Annotated in this window: 17 protein-coding genes; 10 read left to right on the top strand and 7 right to left on the bottom strand. The window is 42.7% G+C overall.

Translation table 11 applies throughout. The features are described 5' to 3' along the window. Positions 1 to 95 precede the first annotated feature (95 nt). Positions 96 to 1,901 carry an ATP-binding protein gene (locus AC1RM2_RS07200; RefSeq protein ID WP_492984311.1) on the top strand — a complete coding sequence of 602 codons (1,806 nt, stop codon included), beginning with the start codon at positions 96 to 98 and terminating at the stop codon, positions 1,899 to 1,901. On the opposite strand, the gene AC1RM2_RS07195 is transcribed toward AC1RM2_RS07200, so the two are convergent. Continuing rightward, on the bottom strand, positions 1,898 to 2,356 hold the full coding sequence (locus tag AC1RM2_RS07195) for a type I restriction enzyme HsdR N-terminal domain-containing protein (RefSeq protein WP_492984310.1): 459 nt from the start codon (positions 2,354 to 2,356) through the stop codon (positions 1,898 to 1,900). The genes AC1RM2_RS07200 and AC1RM2_RS07195 overlap by 4 nt on opposite strands. Positions 2,357 to 2,737: 381 nt before the next feature. Between AC1RM2_RS07195 and holA the strand changes: the two genes are divergently transcribed. The 3 genes from holA to AC1RM2_RS07180 all read left to right on the top strand — a co-directional run bounded on the left by holA (position 2,738) and on the right by AC1RM2_RS07180 (position 5,478). Next, positions 2,738 to 3,760: a DNA polymerase III subunit delta gene (gene holA, locus AC1RM2_RS07190; RefSeq protein ID WP_492984309.1), complete on the top strand. Its 1,023-nt coding sequence runs from the start codon at positions 2,738 to 2,740 to the stop codon at positions 3,758 to 3,760. Positions 3,761 to 4,049: 289 nt separating this feature from the next. Continuing rightward, on the top strand, positions 4,050 to 4,613 hold the full coding sequence (cysC, locus tag AC1RM2_RS07185; RefSeq protein ID WP_492984308.1) for an adenylyl-sulfate kinase: 564 nt from the start codon (positions 4,050 to 4,052) through the stop codon (positions 4,611 to 4,613). A gap of 37 nt (positions 4,614 to 4,650) precedes the next feature. Then, entirely contained in the window at positions 4,651 to 5,478 is an 828-nt protein-coding gene (locus AC1RM2_RS07180) for a sulfotransferase (RefSeq protein ID WP_492984307.1), read from the top strand. An 85-nt stretch (positions 5,479 to 5,563) separates the two neighbouring features. Here the strand turns inward: AC1RM2_RS07180 and AC1RM2_RS07175 are convergent, their stop codons facing one another. Both AC1RM2_RS07175 and AC1RM2_RS07170 read right to left on the bottom strand, forming a co-directional pair. Continuing rightward, positions 5,564 to 8,500 (bottom strand): PAS domain-containing protein, encoded by a 2,937-nt coding sequence (locus AC1RM2_RS07175; protein ID WP_492984306.1) that lies wholly within the window; start codon positions 8,498 to 8,500, stop codon positions 5,564 to 5,566. Positions 8,501 to 8,848: 348 nt separating this feature from the next. Further along, entirely contained in the window at positions 8,849 to 9,445 is a 597-nt protein-coding gene (locus AC1RM2_RS07170; RefSeq protein WP_492984305.1) for a DUF6624 domain-containing protein, read from the bottom strand. 247 nt (positions 9,446 to 9,692) lie between these two features. Between AC1RM2_RS07170 and AC1RM2_RS07165 the strand changes: the two genes are divergently transcribed. From AC1RM2_RS07165 to AC1RM2_RS07155, 3 genes are read left to right on the top strand one after another with little or no spacing between them, the layout of a single operon-like run. After that, positions 9,693 to 10,262, top strand: coding sequence for a thermonuclease family protein (locus AC1RM2_RS07165; protein WP_492984304.1), 570 nt, complete (start codon positions 9,693 to 9,695; stop codon positions 10,260 to 10,262). Between the two features lie 39 nt (positions 10,263 to 10,301). Beyond that, positions 10,302 to 12,743 (top strand): penicillin acylase family protein, encoded by a 2,442-nt coding sequence (locus tag AC1RM2_RS07160; RefSeq protein ID WP_492984303.1) that lies wholly within the window; start codon positions 10,302 to 10,304, stop codon positions 12,741 to 12,743. A 4-nt stretch (positions 12,744 to 12,747) separates the two neighbouring features. Next, positions 12,748 to 13,095 carry a hypothetical protein gene (locus AC1RM2_RS07155; RefSeq protein ID WP_492984302.1) on the top strand — a complete coding sequence of 116 codons (348 nt, stop codon included), beginning with the start codon at positions 12,748 to 12,750 and terminating at the stop codon, positions 13,093 to 13,095. A 408-nt stretch (positions 13,096 to 13,503) separates the two neighbouring features. On the opposite strand, the gene AC1RM2_RS07150 is transcribed toward AC1RM2_RS07155, so the two are convergent. Then, entirely contained in the window at positions 13,504 to 14,835 is a 1,332-nt protein-coding gene (locus tag AC1RM2_RS07150; RefSeq protein WP_492984301.1) for a MutS-related protein, read from the bottom strand. 194 nt (positions 14,836 to 15,029) lie between these two features. On the opposite strand from AC1RM2_RS07150, the gene AC1RM2_RS07145 reads away from it, so the two are divergent. Further along, positions 15,030 to 15,323, top strand: coding sequence for a hypothetical protein (locus AC1RM2_RS07145; protein ID WP_492984300.1), 294 nt, complete (start codon positions 15,030 to 15,032; stop codon positions 15,321 to 15,323). Positions 15,324 to 15,326: 3 nt separating this feature from the next. Next, entirely contained in the window at positions 15,327 to 16,325 is a 999-nt protein-coding gene (locus AC1RM2_RS07140; protein WP_492984299.1) for a fumarylacetoacetate hydrolase family protein, read from the top strand. 120 nt (positions 16,326 to 16,445) lie between these two features. On the opposite strand, the gene AC1RM2_RS07135 is transcribed toward AC1RM2_RS07140, so the two are convergent. The 3 genes from AC1RM2_RS07135 to AC1RM2_RS07125 all read right to left on the bottom strand — a co-directional run bounded on the left by AC1RM2_RS07135 (position 16,446) and on the right by AC1RM2_RS07125 (position 18,595). Continuing rightward, positions 16,446 to 17,120 (bottom strand): lipid-binding SYLF domain-containing protein, encoded by a 675-nt coding sequence (locus AC1RM2_RS07135; protein WP_492984298.1) that lies wholly within the window; start codon positions 17,118 to 17,120, stop codon positions 16,446 to 16,448. Between the two features lie 235 nt (positions 17,121 to 17,355). Next, complete coding sequence (locus AC1RM2_RS07130; RefSeq protein ID WP_492984297.1) at positions 17,356 to 18,027, bottom strand: lipid-binding SYLF domain-containing protein; 672 nt, start codon at positions 18,025 to 18,027, stop codon at positions 17,356 to 17,358. A gap of 88 nt (positions 18,028 to 18,115) precedes the next feature. After that, complete coding sequence (locus AC1RM2_RS07125) at positions 18,116 to 18,595, bottom strand: DUF1203 domain-containing protein (protein WP_492984296.1); 480 nt, start codon at positions 18,593 to 18,595, stop codon at positions 18,116 to 18,118. 239 nt (positions 18,596 to 18,834) lie between these two features. Between AC1RM2_RS07125 and AC1RM2_RS07120 the strand changes: the two genes are divergently transcribed. Then, positions 18,835 to 19,821, top strand: a complete 987-nt coding sequence (locus AC1RM2_RS07120; RefSeq protein WP_492984295.1) for a LuxE/PaaK family acyltransferase — start codon at positions 18,835 to 18,837, stop codon at positions 19,819 to 19,821. The last annotated feature ends 42 nt before the right edge of the window (positions 19,822 to 19,863 follow it).

The following is a 19,863-nucleotide window of genomic DNA, read 5'->3' as shown; positions in this document are numbered from 1 at the left end:
CATGAATGAGAGGCTGCGAAATACAAAACGAAAATAGGTTTTCAATATCAATTGATTGACTATTATATGTTTAGTATAAGCAATGTGCTTTAATCATGAGTAAAGGGATAAGCTTTTTCAATTTTTCAATTTTTAGGATTTTATCAAAGGAACAGTCTTTTATTGATCAGGCGCGCATCCGGCTGCTTTACTTTGGTTTTCCGTTGGTGTTTATTGCCTTATGCGCCGTTTTTATGAGCGTTTATTTCCAGGGGCAAACTATGCTGGCTTATACGGCCGGCGCGTTAATGGTTTGTATTGCCGGGTTGTTTAAGTTTTTAACATACCGGCCCAACTGGCGTTTAGTATGTCATTTGCTGCTTAGCCTGGGCACTATAGTTAACGTTACCATAGTTTATATTACATTACAAACCGTAAATATAGTTACGGTACAGGTAATTATATTGGTTATTGTATTTAGCTACTACATGCTTGGGCAAACCGGCGGCCTTATTTATTCTTTGTTGAATGCGGTGCCGGTATTGGTTTTCATGATTATTGAATTTACCAAGGGTTATGTTATTGGCATTAAGCCAGACAGGATAGATCAATCAACCATTATTATTACGCTTTTTGCCAATTTTATCCTGTTGATATTTATTCACAGCCATTTTTATACAGCTTTTTTAAAGAATATAAAACAGCTGAAAGAAAGCGGCGAAGACCAGGTTGCACTAAACGCCCAGCTTGAAAAAGCAATAAGCAAAGCCGAAAAATCAACGCAGGTCAAGTCGGAGTTTTTATCAACCATGTCGCACGAGATCCGCACGCCGTTAAACGCCGTAATAGGTATGAGCAACCTGCTTATGATGGGCAACCCGAGGGCCGATCAAAAAGAAAACCTGGAGATCCTGAAATTTTCGGCTAATAATCTTTTGGCAGTGGTAAATGATGTGCTTGATTTTAATAAAATTGAATCGGGCAAGGTGGTTTTTGAAAACATCAGGTTTAACCTGGTTGAGTTGATGAATAATATTTGCGGCGCGCAAATAATTAAGGCCGGGGAAAAAGGACTGTTGTTTAAACTGGACGTGGATAGCACGTTGAACAACAAGATAATTTTTGGCGATCCAACCCGTATTACCCAAATTATTTATAACCTGGTGAGTAATGCTATAAAATTTACAGCAGCTGGCAATATATGGGTTAAGGCTACCTGTTTTGAGGACAGGCACGATAGGGTTACGGTAAAATTTTCGATAAAGGATACCGGCATTGGCATCGAAGAGCATAACCTTACCAGTATTTTTGAACCCTTTACCCAGGAGTCATTAACCACAACACGCCAGTACGGTGGTACCGGCCTGGGTTTGGCCATTGTGAAGCGCTTACTTGATTTGCAGGGCCTGCATATGCACATATCCAGCAAACCGGGCACAGGGTCGGAGTTTTCATTTAATATGGAGTTCCCGGTATCAACAGAAATGGCTATTGAAAAAACTATAGCTCCGTTGGTACAAGCGCAGGAAAAAAACGATGCTATATCAGGTATTCGCGTGCTTATTGCCGAAGATAACATTGTGAATGTTATGCTGATGAAAAAGCTATTGTCTAAATGGAACATAACGCCCACCATTGCCGAAAACGGCTTACGCGCGGTTGAACTGGTGCAATACGGCAACTTTGATATTATACTGATGGATTTGCAGATGCCGGTAATGAATGGCCTTGATGCCACTATGGAAATCAGGAAAATGGCCGATCCTAAAAAATCGCTTATTCCTATTATCGCCCTTACGGCTTCGGCGTTGCTGGATATTAAAGAGAAAATTTTTGAAGCAGGTATGAATGATTATGTTTCAAAACCATTTAAGCCCGACGAATTGCTGGAAAAAATGAACCTGCTGGTACACGCGGCTTAAACAGGTTTGCTGTAAAAAGGCAGCTCTTCAATAAACTGATAGTTTCTTAGTTCGTGATTGATTGTGCAATAATAATGCTGCAGTCCGTTACTTACCGCCAATAAGGATACTTTGTGCACCATATTATACCGGGCTACCTGGTCGAAGGTTTTTTGATCGATACTAATGGATGGTGCTTTGCATTCTACAATCAAAATCCGTTGCCCGCTGCTGTCAAATACTACTATATCTGTACGTTTTTGCAGCCCGTTAAGCTTCAGCCCTCCTTCCAGCCGGATGAGTGAACGTGGATAACCCTTTTGCCTGATAAGGTATTGTACAAAGTGCTGCCGTACCCACTCTTCGGGTGTAAGGATGATATTTTTTTTACGAATTTCGTCAAACAAACTCAACTGCCCGTTATCGTCGCTTATTTTAAAAGGGTAGGGAGGGAGATTGAGAGGAGGTAAATTCAAAATTCAAAATTCAAAATTAAAAAGTCAAAAGTAAAAAGGAATATCTGAAACATCGGCCTGTTTTATTGCTTAATTAAAAATTCAACAAAGGAAGTGTGGCATAGGGCCACAAACCCGGCACTTTTCAAAATATTACTTTCCACATTTACATCAAAATTCAAAATTCAAAATTAAAAAGTCAAAATTAAAAAGGAATATCTGAAACATCAGCCTGTTTTACTGTTTAATTAAAAAGAAGTCTCGCCCGGCATCGCAAACCCGGCACTTTTCAAATATTACTTTCCACATTTACATCATCATGCAACATTACCCTTTGATTTTTTTAATTTTGAATACTCAACCAAAAAGTCATTTTTGATTTTTGAATTTTGACTTAAAAGAATGACAGCTGCCGATATAGTAAAGGATATAAAGAACCGTAAATACAAGCCCCTGTACCTGCTGCACGGTGAAGAACCTTATTTTATTGATGTGGTGAGCAACTACATTGAACATCACTTGCTGCCCGAGGCCGAGAAGGGCTTTAACCAAACCGTTGTATACGGAAAGGATACCGAGATGATGGCTGTGCTTAACGCGGCCAAACGCTACCCCATGATGGCCGATTACCAGGTAGTAATGGTAAAAGAAGCCCAGGATATGAAATGGGGCAAGGATGATGACAGCAAAAAAGGAATCGACCCTTTATTGAGCTACCTGGAAAAGCCCTTGCCAAGTACCATACTTGTGTTTTGTTATAAGTATGGCAAGTTTGATAAGCGCAAAAAAACATACAAGGCGATTGAAAAAAACGGGCTTATTTTTGAGTCGGCGCCTTTGTATGATAGTAAGATACCGGCCTGGATAGAGGGCTTTATAAGCGATAAAGGTTATAAAATAAACCAGCAGGCATCGGCCATGTTATCCGAATACCTGGGCAACGATCTATCCAAAATAGCAAACGAGCTGGAAAAATTAATGCTTAATATAGCTGCCGGGCAGGAAATTACCCTGAAACTGGTGCAGGATAACATTGGCATAAGTAAAGAGTATAATGTGTTTGAGCTGCAAACCGCCCTTGGCAAAAAGGATGTTTTAAAGGTTAACCAGATCATTAATTATTTTGAGGCAAACCCTAAAGCAAACCCTATTGTGTTGGTACTGGGCAACCTGAATAACTTTTTCAGCAAGGTATTAGCCTATCATTATGTAAAAGATAAATCGCCCCAGAATGTAGCCCGGGAGATAGGGGTGAATCCTTATTTTGTGAAGGATTATGAGTTGGCCGGCCGCAGCTACAATTACCCCAAAACAATGCAAATCATCAGCTATCTGCGCGAGTACGATCTGAAAAGCAAAGGTGTTGAATCAAACGCCCCCCATGGCGAATTGATGAAAGAACTGATGTTTAAAATATTGCACTAAGCCAACGTCAACCCTAAAGCAGGGCGTTGTTATTGTATTAAATTAAGTAACATTTTTGTTAGGTGTATCACAGGCCTATGCTTGTCCGTAGCATCAATATTTCATGTAAAAATGACCTTTTAGCGTAATTTAAGGGTTTTTTATCCCCATGGTAACGGTGCTTGTTACAATGTAATTAACTATTTACATTGTAACAAAATTAACCGGTAATTTAATTTATTATGTTCACCTCATCAAAGGCAACCTGCAGTGCTTTTGGGCCTGATCATAAAACATAAATTATCGAAATATGATACTTCTATTCTGCGGGTTATCGGGAGCTGGTAAAACAACATTGGCCAGGAATGTTGCCAATGAATTAACCGGGCTGGGAATAAGGACTGAAATAATTGACGGCGATGAATATCGCAACGAAATTTGCCGCGATTTGGGCTTCAGCAAGGCCGATCGCTGTGAAAATATCCGAAGGCTGGGCTTTATTGCCAGCCGTTTCTCGGCTCACGGTGTTGTTACTATCGTAAGCGCTATAAACCCTTATAACGAAATGCGTCGCGAGCTTGCCGAAAAATATGAACATGTAAACATTGTGCATATTGATTGCCAGGTAAAAAAACTCATCAGCCGCGATACCAAAGGGCTTTACAAGAAAGCATTTTTGCCCGATGGGCACCCCGATAAACTGAGCAACCTTACAGGTATTAACGCGCAGTTTGATGTTCCATACGCTCCCGACCTGTATATAAATACCAGCGAAAGCACGGTACTACAAAGTACCTCATCATTGCTTTATTTTATCCTGAATAACCTTCATCCAGTTGATAAGGCTGAAAAGAGAGTAGCCCATAATAGTTAAAATTTGTAGGTAGCCACTATTTATTGCCAAACTCATTATGCAAAAACGAACGCTTATTATAGCCGGCATGCACCGCTCCGGAACGTCGCTTATAGCACACTGGCTTACAAAATGTGGTATGCAACTGGGCGAAAAGCTGGTTGAGCCAGGGCCCGGGAACCCCGATGGGCATTTTGAAGATGTAGAGTTTTTAAAAATGCACGAAGAGATACTGGCCAGTAATAACCTGCCCAAAACCGGCTTAACAGACGGGCATGTTGATGCTTTTTCTATTTACGAGAAAGAGAAGGTGAAAAGTGTTATCAGGGTTAAACAACAGCTGTACGACCAATGGGGATGGAAAGACCCCCGCACTTGTATGTTTCTTGATGTTTATAAAGAACTGATCCCGGATGCCTGCTATTTGGTTATTATGCGCGATTACCGGGCGGTAACCAGTTCATTGTTGCGACGGGAGTTTAAAATTGTTGACAGAAAGTACCTCGGTCGTAAATACCTGTCAAGGTTAATATGGCTGATTTTTAGACGGGCACGCAGAAGAAATGCTTTTTACCGGATAAATACCGAAGCCTATTTAAAAGTTTGGATTAACTATACCAGTGATATTTTAGCATGCATCAAAAAGTTGCCTCCTGAAGCTTTTGTTGTAGTTAATTACGATATGTTGAGCAAAGAGGATACCTGTGTTTTTGGGCATTTGCAAAACAAATGGAATTTTTCGTTAACCTATACAAAATTTAAGGATGTGTTTAAAGAGAATCTGATAGGCCAGGATATTGATATAGACCCATATATTACTGATAAATCCCTATTGAGCCAGGCAAAGCAATTACATGATGAATTGATGGGTTACATGAGCCCCTGAAGGGAAGTCTTTAGTCGAGAGTCTTAGTTCTAAGTCAGAAAAAACTCCGGCTTAGTACTCCAGACTAAAGACTTATGACTTAACCCTACTTACTTTCTATCCATTCTTCTGCCGATTTAACATCTGTAAAAAACTCAATCACCAATTTGCCTTTTAGTGTGTAAATGCTTTTACGGGCTGATAGCTGGCTGAAAACACTTGGTGAGTGTACCCAGGCAAAGTAACGTAATCCGGCCTTTTCCATGTCGGGGAACCATTCGGTATTACCCCAGTCTGATGCTTCCGACCAATTGCCCAAAACATGAATGTTGCTGTTAAGCACCTTACTTACGTTGTTTTTAACAAGCATATCCTGCATTTTTAAACAGCCGTGCTGTACCGATTCGAGGTTTTGAAACCCTATCCAATCAACATCAAGGCGGCTGTGTTGCGGGTTGAATTTGATGATAATGGTATCATCCTGGTAATGGGTATCGCTATCTGCAATGGGCAGGATTTCGGTAACCGTATCAGGTATCAGCCTGAAAAAGAAAGTTGAGCCTTTACCCAGCGTGCTTTCAATCCAAAAACTGCCATTGTGCCTTTTTAATATCTCGGCCGATATAAACAGGCCAAGGCCAAGTCCCTCAAAACGCATGGCGGTGTTGTCAACCCGGTAGTAACGGTCAAACAGCCGCATCAGGTTTTTTTCTTCGATACCGATGCCAAAATCCTCCACAGAAACTATAATGCTGCCATCGGAATGCACGCTGCAATTAACCAATACTTTTTCGCCTTCGGGCGAATATTTGATGGCGTTGCTGAGTAAATTATTTACAACCTGTTCCAGCCGGAAACGGTCGCCGGTATAAGTTACATCGTCTGCTTTTTCAAGGATGATCCGGTGCGATGTGGTAGCCTGCTGTACACTCTCGATGCTATCTTTAAGCATCTCCAGGAAGTTGAATGGCTCCATAGTATACTCTATTTTGCCTGCGTTAATGCGGGTTACATCCAACAAGTCATTAATCAGCTTCTCTAACCGTAACACGTGCGACGCAGATTTTTGAACAAAGCTGGCAAGCTTCTTCGGGTCGGCCGTACGCTGCATCAACTGGTTAAACGCTTTGATGCTGGTGAGCGGCGTTTTTAGCTCGTGGCTGGCAATAGATAGGAATTCATCTTTCTTTTGCTCGTTATTTTTTTGAATCTCGATATTGGTATTTGTACCCAGCCATAACCTGATATGTCCGTTTTCCACCAGCGGAAGGGCCCGGGCCAAATGCCAAACGTACTGCCCGTCGTGAAACTTAAGGCGAAATTCAACCATAAATTCGTTGCCATTTTGCAGGGCAGCCTTCCATTTTTTCGAACTGAGTTGCCTGTCATCGGGATGGATAAATTCCTGCAGGCTCCGGCCTAATATCTGGTCCATGCTTTGTCCAAAATCGTCGCAAACTACTTCGTTTACATAATCCAGCGAACCATCGGGGCGGGCTGTCCATACCTGTTGTGGCATTGCGTTAAGTAAAAAGCGAAAACGCTGTTCGTTTTCCTTCTCTTTTTGGCGGGTAAGTACGGTTTCAGTCAGTTCAAAAGCAAAAACCAAAATGCCGTCAACAACACCGTCGCCATCGTACCTGGCCTGGTAAATAAAATTAAAGTACCGGTCTTCAATGGTGCCGCCGGCCTTGCGTGCCAGCGGTACTAAAAGTTCTTTCCCTTCAAATGTATTGCCGGTGTAATACACTCTTTTTAATATATCAATGATGGGGGTGCCGTTCAGCTCCGGCAGCGCCTCTTTTATGGGTTTTCCTAATAAATCCCTGCCCGGGAAAAGTTGCTGGTAGGATGGGTTAACCAACTCAAATATCAATTCGGGGCCGTCAAGTACACAAATGCCGGTTGGTACCTGCATAAAAAAACGTTTCAGCCGGTCGCGTTCCCGGGCGGCCTCGGCCTGGGCATTAAACAGCTCTATGTTACGCCGTTGAACCCTTTCTTCCAGTTCATCATTAAGCAGCTGTATATTTTGCTGCGCCCTGAAAAGTTCTTCATTAGTAGTCTGTAACTCTTCATTTGCAGATTGCAGCTCCTCGTTGCTGGCCTGTACTTCTTCATGGGCGTTGGCTAAACCATAGTTTAAAGCCAATAATTCTTCCTCGTTTTGCTCCAGCCGTTTTTTGGCTAAAACAAGCTCGGTTATTTCATATTTAAAACTTAAAACCGATGCTATTTCACCATCGTCATTACGGATGGCCTGGTACACGTAGTTAAAATAATGTTCTTTAACGGGGCCGCCCGGCTCATCGGCCAACGGGATATTGATTTCGTTGCCGGCAACAGTTTCGCCGGTTTTATATACGTGCTGTAGGATATCCCATATTGGCTGGCCAGCTACTTCGGGTAGGGCATATAATAAAGGCTTGCCTAAAACTTCGCGGTTAGGAAAAAGTTCGGTTTTATAACGCGGGTTTATAAACTCGTACACCATATCGGGCCCGGTAACTATCGCTATCTGGGCCGGAATTTCGGCAAAAAGCTTTTCAATTTGTCTGCGCAATCTTTCGGCTGTAGCGGCTGCCTGGGTTTCCTTATCCAGGCTATCTTTCAAAGCGCGTTCGGCAAGCACCTGTTGGGTAACATCTTCGGTATGATGAATGATATAACAAATTTCGCCCTCGGCATCCAAAACCGGGGTATGCGAAGTTTTCCAATAGCGCTCTTCTAACTGTTGCGGATCATGATGATTAGGTATATCAAACCGCATCACGGGCAACTGATGTGGCTGTAGGGTTTCCAATACTTTACTCAGCGAAAGCGCAATCCCGCCTTCTTCTGACGACCAATCCGGAATTTTGGGGAATACATCAAAAAGATACTGCTCTTCAATTTCAACACGGGTTTTGTTGGTAAGCTGCAAATAAACATCGCTTGCCGTAAGCATATAAAGTGCGGGCGAGAGTATGAGGTAGGGTTGAGGTAAGGTCTCAAAAACCCTTAACATTTCCGGGGGTAATGCAGAACTGTGTTTTAAAGCCATTTAAGCTATAGAAAGGTGTATACAACGTTACTAAACGAATAGCAGATATTAAAATGATATTAACTGTGAAATTGTTTTATAAATTATTCATTGGTCATGGTTCATTGGTCATGGTTCATTGGTCATGGTTCATTGGTCATTGGTCATGGTTCATGGTTCATGGTTCATGGTTCATGGTTCATGGTTCATGGTTCATGGTTCATGGTTCATGGTTCATGGTTCATGGTTCATGGTTCATGGTTCATGGTTCATGGTTCATGGTTCATGGTTCATGGTTCATGGTTCATGGTTCATGGTGAAAATAGCTATTAAGTTAGGCAAATTTTGTTAATTCTTGATTCCGGGAATTTATTGACTGTTAAACTGCTTCACATATTCGGCCAGCGGCCCTAAATCCATTTGCTTCCGCAACTTATCAACTAATTTGGGGTATTTTAGCGGAAACGGCGCCGATTTGCCTGTTTTAGGATCGCGCTTTATTTGGGTGCCGTAAATTTGTTTTTGATTTTTGCCTACCAATACCCTGTCGGTTAATAAAGCATAATTGGTTTTGCTGGCGTTATTTTTATCCACCTCCTTTTTTAGCAACACTAACACCTGCTCCTGGAAAGCTATATCATTATCACAATGTTGTATGATAGCCCAAAAATTGTTGCTTGTTTCGCCAACCAGGTCGTAACCGGGGAAACCGTATTTTTTGATGATGAGCTTTGCTTTAACCTCGTTTATACTGTCTGTCTCGACCCATTTTTGCTGGATGGTTTCGGCGCTGTAATCCGATTTTTGATTGCGTTGTAGTTTCTGATCTTCTTTCCGCCAAAATTGGTCGTCCTTAAACATCGAATCAATTTTTTTAATTAATGCAGGGTTTAATTTGCTGGTTTGGGCCGTTGATGGAAGATTAAAGCATCCACAAAGTAAGAGTAGGAAGGCTAATGTTTTCATATTAACTAAAGGTATAGTTAATTAAGGTGTTTTTTATCGATTACATCATTTTTTAACACCTGTACATCTGAAATCCGATTGTCTGAACCAGGACTCGTCAGATCAAAGGATCTTCAGGATGCCTGTCGCCTCACAAATCAAAATCTGAAAAATCTGCTTAATCCGAGTTCAGACAAAAAATCAAAACCGGCAAAAAAATACGCCCATCATCTGCATATCTGAAATTTGAAATCTGCACATTTGCAAAGTGTTCAAAAAATATTCCTCCCTCTTCCTTATCGTTGTTTTACTGCTCTGGGCTTGCAACCCCAAGCCCGATTACCTGTATAAAGTGGTAAAAATTAAAGATGGCGACACCATAGGTTTACTCAGCAGCGATAACCAGCAAATGACCGTAAGGCTGGCCGAGGTAGATTGTCCCGAAAAAACACAGGCCTTTGGGCAGGCCGCTAAAAAGTTTACTTCGGATTTGTGCTTTGGCAAATATGTAAAACTGATAGGTAACGTGCACGACCGTTATGGCCGCACCGTAGCATTGGTTATTTTGGATGATGGCACCAATGTAAATTACCAGCTGGTAAAAAGCGGTTACGCCTGGCAATACAAACAATATTCGCAAAATGCTCAGCTGGCAGGGTATGAGCAGCATGCCCGCCAAAGCAAGTTGGGCCTTTGGGCCGATGCCAGCCCGACACCGCCATGGGAGTACCGGAGGGAGAAAAAGCCGGTGTACCACACCAGCGATCCCGATAGCCTGCAACATAAACCAAAAAAACATTACCGCAAGCGCAAACCAAAGCTTGAAGAAGCGTATTAAAACCTTAACTTTATTGTCGATATCCCCCTCATTTGACTGATGAAATTTATAAAAGCGTTTTTTTCCATAGCCTTTACCCTTGGCCTTATCTGGCTACTGCAAACCAAAATTGGCCCGGCACCGCCGGTAGGCCGGTTTTTAAGCCCTGCAGATGGTTTTTGGCAAAATGCCGAGAGTAAACATATTTTAGCTTCGCGTACATTAAACCTTCCCGGGCTTACTGGCAAGGTTACTATTAAGTACGATGAAAACCGCATCCCACACATATTTGCCCAAAACGAACACGATTTGTACTACGCCCAGGGTTACGTAACCGCTACGGAGCGCCTTTGGCAACTGGACATACAAACCCGGAGCGCCGCAGGCAGGCTTGCCGAAATTGCAGGTCCGCAGGCTTTGGAGATTGACCGTTACCACCGCCGTATGGGCATGGTTTACGGCGCCGAAAACTCGTTGAAAGAAATGATGGCCGCCAAACCCATCCGCGAAATGATTTTGGCTTATACAGATGGCATCAACGCCTATATACACCAGCTTGGTCCGCGCGAATACCCGCTGGAGTTTAAATTGCTGGATTACGCCCCCGAAGATTTTAAGCCCATTAACTGCGCGTTTTTGTTGAAGCTAATGTCCGAGACCCTGGCCGGCGGCTCCAACGAGTTTGCCATGAGCAATGTGCTGAAAAAGTTTGGTGCCAATGCCACTAACGATCTGTTCCCGGATTATCCTATGCGCGAAGACCCTATTATCCCGGCAGGTACCAAATGGAACTTTAAGCCGCTGCCCATCCCTAAGCCATCGGGCAGCTTTTTGGCGGCTATGAACGATAGCGCCAAACGTGTGGTAAAGGAGGAAGGCATTGGCAGTAATAACTGGGCGGTTGCCGGTAGCAAAACTGCCAATGGCTATCCCATTTTAGCTAACGATCCGCATTTAAATTTAACCTATCCATCTATCTGGTTCCAGCTGCAGCTTTCGGCGCCGGGGGTAAATGTGTATGGGGTAAGTTTGCCGGGCGCGCCAAGCGTTATATTGGGTTTTAACAATAACATTAGCTGGGGTATTACCAATGTAGATGCCGATGTACTTGATTGGTACCAGGTTAAATTTAAGGATGATAAAAAGAACGAATACTGGTATAATAACCGATGGAGTAAAACCACCCGCAGGGTAGAGGTGATTAATATCCGCGGCCAAAAACCTTTAATTGATACTGTTATTTACACCCATCACGGGCCGGTAGTTTACGAAGATAAAAGTAAAGCCACCGCGCATACCCCTGGTTTTGTGCCCATTGGCGATGCCTTGCGATGGATAGCGCACGACAAATCAAACGAGTTGATGACGATGTACATCCTGAACCATGGTAAAAACTACGATGATTACCGCAAGGCGCTTACTTATTTTAATGCTCCGGCATCAAACTTTGTATTTGCCAGCCGCGATAACGACATTGCCATAACCCCCAATGGAAAATTCCCGCTGAAATATAAAGATCAGGGCAAGTTTATACTGGATGGCACCGACCCGGCCGACGACTGGCACGGCTGGATCCCTTTCGATCAAAACCCAACGGTTAAAAATCCGTCGCGCGGTTTTGTAAGTTCGGCCAACCAATCATCAACAGATCAGACCTATCCGTACTATATCAACTGGCAGTTTGCTCCCTACCAGCGCGGCAAGCGCATTAACGACAGGCTTAGCGTGATGCACAACGCCACTATAGATAGTATGCGGATATTACAGACGGATGTATACAGCATCCGCGCCCAGGATATGATGCCGGTGCTGCTCAGATATCTTGATGCCAGTAAACTGGATAAAACCCAAACCGTAGCTTATAATACGGTGAAAAACTGGGATAAAAACTTCGCCATAAATTCAGTAGGTGCAACCATTTTTAACGCATGGTGGCTTAAAATATATAATACGATATGGAGCGATGATTTTGCCGCCAAAAATCTGCGCGATAATTACCCATCAATGGACCGTACCGAAAAACTGATAGCCAAAGAGCCCAACTCCAAATGGTTTGATGATACCCGCACCCCGGTTAAAGAAACCTGTACCGAGATTATAAATGCCGCGTTTACCAACGTGGTTGATGATATGGTACACAAATACGGCCAGCCCGGTAAAGCCTGGCAATGGGGGATGGTTAAAAAAATGGAGATAGCCCACCTTACTAACCAGGAAGCCCTAAGCTCGGGCAATTTTGAATCGGGCGGAACCGGATCAACCATCAACGCTTTAAATAACGGTCATGGCCCATCGTGGCGCATGGTGGTACAAATGGGCCCTACAGTAAAGGGTTACGGTATTTTCCCCGGCGGCGAAAGCGGCAACCCCGGCAGCTTTTATTACGATGATATGCTTAAAACCTGGCAAAACGGCGAGTTGAAGGAATTGTTGTTCATGCAATCGCCTGCCGAAAAATCAAGCCGTATCAAAACAACCTTAACCATCAGCAATCAAAAATAAGCTTATGTTATTCCTCATTATCCTCATATTATCCTTTGCAAGCGGTTTCTTTTTACCCTGGTGGGTGGTGGCCATAGCCGCGTTTTTGGCCGCGCTTTTTGTTGGTAAAACAGCCAGGCAGGCTTTTATTTCGGGTTTTGGTGCCGTGTTTATTGTGTGGGTAGTGCTGGCATTGTTTAAAAGTATTCCCAATGATCATATTTTGGCCAAACGGATAGCCGCACTGTTTCATTTGCCGTCATGGTGGTTAATATTGGTTATCACTGGTGTAGTTGGTGGTTTGGTGGCCGGTTTTGCGGCCTTATCGGGGTTGCTGGTTAAAAAGGCATTTGAAAAGGAAGAGGTGGTTTAATAAACAGATCCCAGATAAATGGGTCGTTCCTACGGAACTTTAAACAAGTATGGTTGCATTGTCCACGGGTTGAAACCCGTGGCTAATAAATGCCCCGTCCGCTATGCGGACTTTGATGCGGGGACAAAATACATACGGCAAGGCAACAAATTGGGGGCGTTGTTTGACTTAGAACTGGAAACTTTCGGCTCAATTCTGAATGAATTGTATTATCGGGCATCTGTCCTTAATTCATCAAGTTTTGCGCTTGCAGTTCCCCAAGGGCGTAGCCCTGGCGCATTTTGTAGCAACGGGTTTCAACCCGTTGAATATTAAAACAATAGCAATTGAGTGCCATCGGCACGGTTCATTTTAATCGCCTTGCATCGTACCGATATGGAAACCGATGGTAAATTATCTACCCAAATCCTACGTTTTTAAAGCGTTTTTTATTATTTCCAGGATCCGTTCATTTTTCACAATCCACATGCCTAACCGCTCTTCGGTAATGCCCTCTTTTAGTTTATAAGTATTTACCGGGTTGGTATCTTCAAAAATAGTTTCCATATACCGGAAGTTAATATTTTCGATGGACGATAATTCATGGGCAACCTCAACAATATGTGTAGAAACTAAAAAGAAACAGGTTTTTACCTCTGCAAAGGCAGCTATTATAGCCAGGGAGGCATCGTAGGCATCTTTAACATTTGTCCCCCTGAACAATTCGTCAAAAATCACAAAAATACCTTCTGACTCATTTATCTTTTCGGCCACCTGCTTTACCCGCAAAACCTCTTTATAAAAGTGGCTATGTCCCTGTTCAACATCGTCTGCTAAGTTTATGGTTGTAATCAGACCTTTAAATCCGGAGGTCACCATGCTTTTCGCTGGCACTGGAAAACCTATTTGGGATAAATAGATAGCAATTCCAATTGCTTTAAGCAGCGATGATTTGCCCGCCATATTGGTTCCGGTAATAAAGCAAACGTTCCTGTCGGCGCTGAATGCTATGTCGTTACTTTTAGGATTGGCAATAAACGGGTGGAATAATCCTTGGATGGTTAACTCCCTTGCATTATTTTCATTAATTACCGGTAACGTGAAACCAAGTCTTTTACTGCTTAAGCTAACGGATTGATATACATCTAACTGATAGGCAACATTCAACAAAACCTTCATTTTTTCATAGGCAAGTTGCCTGAAAAGCTGATCGGCTTTTGCCATATCCGCAGCGCTGCGATTAGGTTTCTTTATCAATTGTTTGAGCCATACAAGTTCTTCGGGCCGGAAAGTATTTAAAATAATGGAGCGGAATTCCTGTATTTTTTTAGGCAGATAGCCCTGTAACGCGTCAGCGTAATTTATTAAGCTATCGAGTATTGCCAGCGTACTTTCTATGCCGGTTTGAATTACATAGTAATCATTGTTGTTATTGAATGTATGTATGATTTTTTCTAAGAATCCGGTTATAACTGAAAATGCTTTAGCATGATAATGCTTTTTGAGATAAAATTCTACAAAATCGTAATCGTTTCTATTCAGGTCGATAGTAATATTGTGTTCCGCAATGTATAAAAACACTTCTATTCTTTCTCTTATCTGAACAGGATCTGTAAGCGGCTTGTTGAACATATCATGTAGCGCTTCGCTGCCACCAATTGTATTGGTGTGGCTGAAAAGGTTATATATAGATTGGCGGGAATTGTTATTTTGAAATATTGCCAAATCATGGAGTGTTTGCCTATCTATATCGAAATTCATAAGGGTGCCGGTAAGAAACATCAACGCCCAAAATAAGATTGTAGTTTTCCGTGCCTGTATTATTTAAATGAATGGAAATTGCCTTTCGCCAAAAAACACTGTTCGTCATAAAATTTATCAAAGCGATATCCTTCTGTTAATCCCTCATTAAAATTCATTAGCTTTGATATAACCGTTTATAAAATCATCCAAACATGCGGATAAGAGTAATACCCACGTTACTTGCCATCTTAGTTTTTGTTTTTTTGACCGTATTTTACACCAAAAATAACGCCCCTGTTGATGGTGTAATATCAGTGGGCTTCCCCTGGCTTGCTTATTGGAGGCCTGGTGGAAAAACAGCCGGCCACCAGCACCATGAATATTTTTCTGCTCTTTTTTTGATAATGAATTTAGGCGTAGCCTTACTCAGCATAGTAACCTGTAACGTGATGTTTCATTTACTATACCTCCGAAAGAACTATCTAACCACTTATAAAACCAGCTAAGCCATGAAATTAGTATCCTACAAAACCGAAGACCGGGAGCATTTGGGCGTTTTTGTAAACGGCCATATTTATAACCTCAACTCCTGCGATAAGCTGATACCCGATAATATGAATGAGTTTTTGTGGGGCGGCGACGAGCTGATGGATCACGCACGCAGGGTACACGCCGCAATCAGTAGCGGTAGCATGGAAGCAAAAGAAGAATTGTTTTTTGAGTTGATGGCCCCTGTGCCTCACCCGTCATCGTGCCGCGACGCCTACGCCTTTAGGCAGCATGTAGAAACTGCCCGCCGCAACCGTGGAGTTGCCATGATCCCCGAATTTGATCAATACCCTATATTTTATTTTACCAACCATAACGCGATACAAGGCGCCGGCGAAATTGAATGCATGCCCGATCATTTTGATAAGCTTGATTTTGAACTGGAAGTAGCTGTTGTGCTCAATAAAAAAGGCCGCAACATCAGGGCGGCAGATGCGGATAGTTTTATTGCCGGGTTTATGATCATGAACGATATGAGCGCCCGCACCCTGCAAATGGACGAGATGCTGCTAAACCTTGGGCCCGCAAAAGGAAAAGATTTTTCGACCGTGATTGGCCCCTGGCTGGTAACGCCCGATGAACTGGAGAAATATAAGGTACCAGCCAAACCCGGTCACACAGGTAACGCTTATAACCTGGACATGAAATGCGTGGTAAATGGTAAACAGGTATCTACAGGTAATATGGCTGATATGGAATGGACCTTTGCCGAAATTATTGAGCGTTGTGCATATGGATGCGATGTATTGCCCGGCGACGTAATAGGATCGGGAACGGTTGGTACGGGTTGTTTTCTGGAACTTAATGGAACAGGCTTGTCAAACAATGCATCTTATCAGCCCCAGTGGCTAAAGGATGGCGACCTGGTAGAAATGGAAGTTACCGGCCTGGGTATGCTTGGTAATATAATTACAAAAGCAAAGGACGATTTTTCGATATTAAGCCTGAAGAAGGTGTAGTCGGGAAGTCCGGAAGTGGGGAAGTCCGGAAGTTAAGAAATCCGAAAGTCTTAAGTTGGTAATCAAAAAACGGGCTTCTGACATCCAACTTTCGGACTTCCGGACTTTCCGACTTTCGGACTATTTAAAAGCTTTTAAAGCATCTTTCAAGTCCTTAACTTCTTCCGAATCATTTTTGGCGCTTTCAAAAATGTCCTGCGAAGAATCGGTATTGCCGTAAAAGTTTTCGTCGGCATTGTTATCGATGTTCAGGCCCGAACCGTTCAGGCTGATGCCCGCAAAAAGACCACGACTGCGCGAATAAGAATAAATTTCGGCCTCCAGTTTATAATCGGTAGTTGCCGATTTATTGCGGTTAACCGGGCCGGCTGCAGCCGATATATCGCCACCTATAGTGAAATTGCCTTTTTTGATATCGGTTAACACGCTTTTATGACGGAACACCAGGATCAGATCAACAGATTGTACGCCTATCTGGAACCCAACGCTGCCGCCTGTAAGGGTAACAAAAACCGGGTCGCTCCATTTGCCATCGGCCAGCTTTACCATGGCAACGCCCTTGCCGCGTTTACCGCCAATGCCCAGGCCGGCATTAATGAGTTTAGGAATAATTACTATGCCTTCATACTTTTTCATCAGTTCGCTCGGGATGCTTTCTTTCATCTCGGCAAAGTTTTTCAGCACGGTGGCCGAATTTTGGATTCGCTCCGTTTCTTTATCATCGGCTTTGGCCGATATCAGCACAAAAAACAGGCTTAATATTAACGGGAATTTTAACAGTTTTAACGTTTTCATGGGGTGTGTAAATTAAATGCTATGTTAGCAATTAACGTAAGCAACTCATAAAACGTGCAGTTGTTTGCGATATTTATTAACCTTTGTATGACTTTCCGGCTGAAGAGGGCTAATTGGCGAGAGATATAAAACCAATGACGATGAGCTTAAATAACTCGCCGCCATTAGTTTATTATTGGTTATTTGATTTATAACCCAGTAAAAGCAAATAGCTATCCGGCCTAAATAGCTATGCTTAAAATGTATTCAAAGTTGCCTTTAGGCCAATAACCGACTCTTTTTTACTGGTAGTGGTGGCGAAGATATCCTTTGACGAATCGTCGTTTCCATAAAAATTGGCGTTGCCCTTTTTGTCGATGCCCAGGTTTGAACCATTGATGGTAATACCCGCGAATAAGCCACGGCTGCGCGAGTAGGAGTATATCTCGGCCTCCAGTTTGTGATCTGTACTGGCTGTCGAGCTGCGGCCAACCGGGCCGGCTGCTGCAGAGATATCGCCGCCAATGGTAAAGTCGCCGTTCTTAACTTTGGTTAATACGCCCTTATGGCGGAACACCAAAACCAGGTCGACTGATTGTACGCCAACCTGCAAGCCAAAACTGCCGCCGGTTAAGGTTACAAATACCGGGTTGCTCCATTTGCCATCAGGCAGCTTAACCATAGCCAGGCCTTTGCCGCGTTTACCACCGATGCCTAAACCGGCATTGATTAGTTTGGGTATAATTACAATGCCCTCGTATTGTTGAAGCAATTGGCGCGGGATGCTTTCTTTCATCTTGCTAAAATCCTTCAATACATTTGTGGCACTGTGCACACGTTCATTTTCCTTGTCGCCGGCCTTGGCCGATACCAATACAAAGAAGAGGCTAAGCATCAATGGGATAGCCAAAAATTTTATCGTTTTCATGGGGTATGATATTTAATGTAATAGTTGATGTATAATCAACCCATAAACCCCATCGGTTGTTTTTAAATTAAATTATTTAACTGTGTTATTATCTTCGTTCAATTTTGCAGATAAAACAACAGGCCTGGGCATTGCGCGCATGCAGGTATTCGATGTCAGGATACTGGTCAAATAACTCGTTTATAAGCTCATCCACATCGGCATCGCCAACCAAACGGGTCACGGCCATCATCTGATCTTTATTGTATCCAATAAGTGATAGCGGGAAGCTTTGTTTATTCGCCTTTATTTCGGGCGGGAAGTGGAATATGTCGGTATACTCATCTACCTGTTCGGCGTTCACAAATACCGGCCCGGGTTGGTTGTAAGCATTCTCAAGTTCAAAGGGCGAGTGTTTAAATAGTAGCCGCTTGTCAACCCCTTTGTTAAATGGTTTTAACGAGATGCGACAGGGGCCCAGGCCGGTTGCCAGTTGTTCAACTACGGGATTGCCAAAGTCGTCGGTCATGGTTGTTTTTATTTTTTGGACGAAGGCTTTGGATAGCGGCACGATTTTAAAATTGCTCATGATATTGTTTTTTATATAGATCAAAGGTGGGGCAACAGGCAATGAGTTAAAACCCGGAACTTGCGGAAACGTGTTTTTATCGGGGTTGAATAATTTGCGATATTTCTTGTGTTTTAGTGACCAGAAATTGCAGAAAATGTGAGGTTTTTTGTATGAAATTTGCGATATTTTGACGCATTTATGAGTACATTTCTGAAAAGTCGCGGGAATCCATAAATCATCGATTATCTTTGCCGCCGATGATGGTGCCCGGTAAACAACAGGTTTTTTCGATAAATAATAAAGAGCAGTTTGAGCAAACTGCCTTGCAGGTTTTTAGATACCAGGCCGAAAATTGCGCTGTATACAGCCGGTTTATCGAAGGATTAAAAATCGATTTAGCAAAAGTTGATAAGGTTGAAAAAATTCCTTTTTTGCCAATTGAATTTTTTAAATCGCATCATATTCTTAGCTCAAATGCCCCAATTGAGGTAACTTTTACCAGTTCGGGTACTACGGGTATGATTACCAGCAGCCATCATGTAACAGATAAAACCTGGTACGAAGATAGTTTCAGGAATGCCTTCAGGTTGTTTTATGGTGATATTGAGGATTATACGGTATTGGCGCTATTACCTTCTTATTTGGAGCGTGAAGGCTCATCGCTTATTTATATGGTTGATGATTTGATAAAACAATCTGATAACCCGGATAGTGGCTTTTTTTTGTATAACCATGATGAACTTTACCAACAGCTTATAAATCAGCAGGAAGTTCAAAAGCCTACTTTGTTAATAGGGGTTACCTTTGGGCTGCTTGACTTTATTGAGCAGTACAATATTGATTTCCCTGAATTGATTGTGATGGAAACCGGTGGCATGAAAGGCCGGCGCAAGGAAATGATCCGCGAGGAATTACACCAGGTTTTATGTAAAGGTTTCGGGGTGAGTACTATACATTCCGAATACGGGATGACGGAATTGTTATCACAAGCTTACTCAAAAGGCGATGGCATTTTTGATTGTCCGCCATGGATGCAAATCATCATCCGCGATACTAACGATCCTATCACTACGTTAAGCAATGGAAAAACAGGTGGAATTAATGTGATCGACCTGGCTAATATCAATTCCTGCTCGTTCATAGCCACCCAGGATTTGGGTAAAACCTATGCCGATGGCTCGTTTGAGGTGTTGGGCAGGTTTGATCAAAGCGATATTCGTGGATGTAATTTGCTGATTGCTTAAAACTTATAGCCAACTTAAGTATTATTGTTATTTTTGCACGCA

Source organism: Mucilaginibacter sp. GW822-FHT03E02, assembly GCF_058801545.1.
Note: the sequence above shows the minus strand (reverse complement) of the source record. Positions and strands in the feature narration are given on the sequence as shown.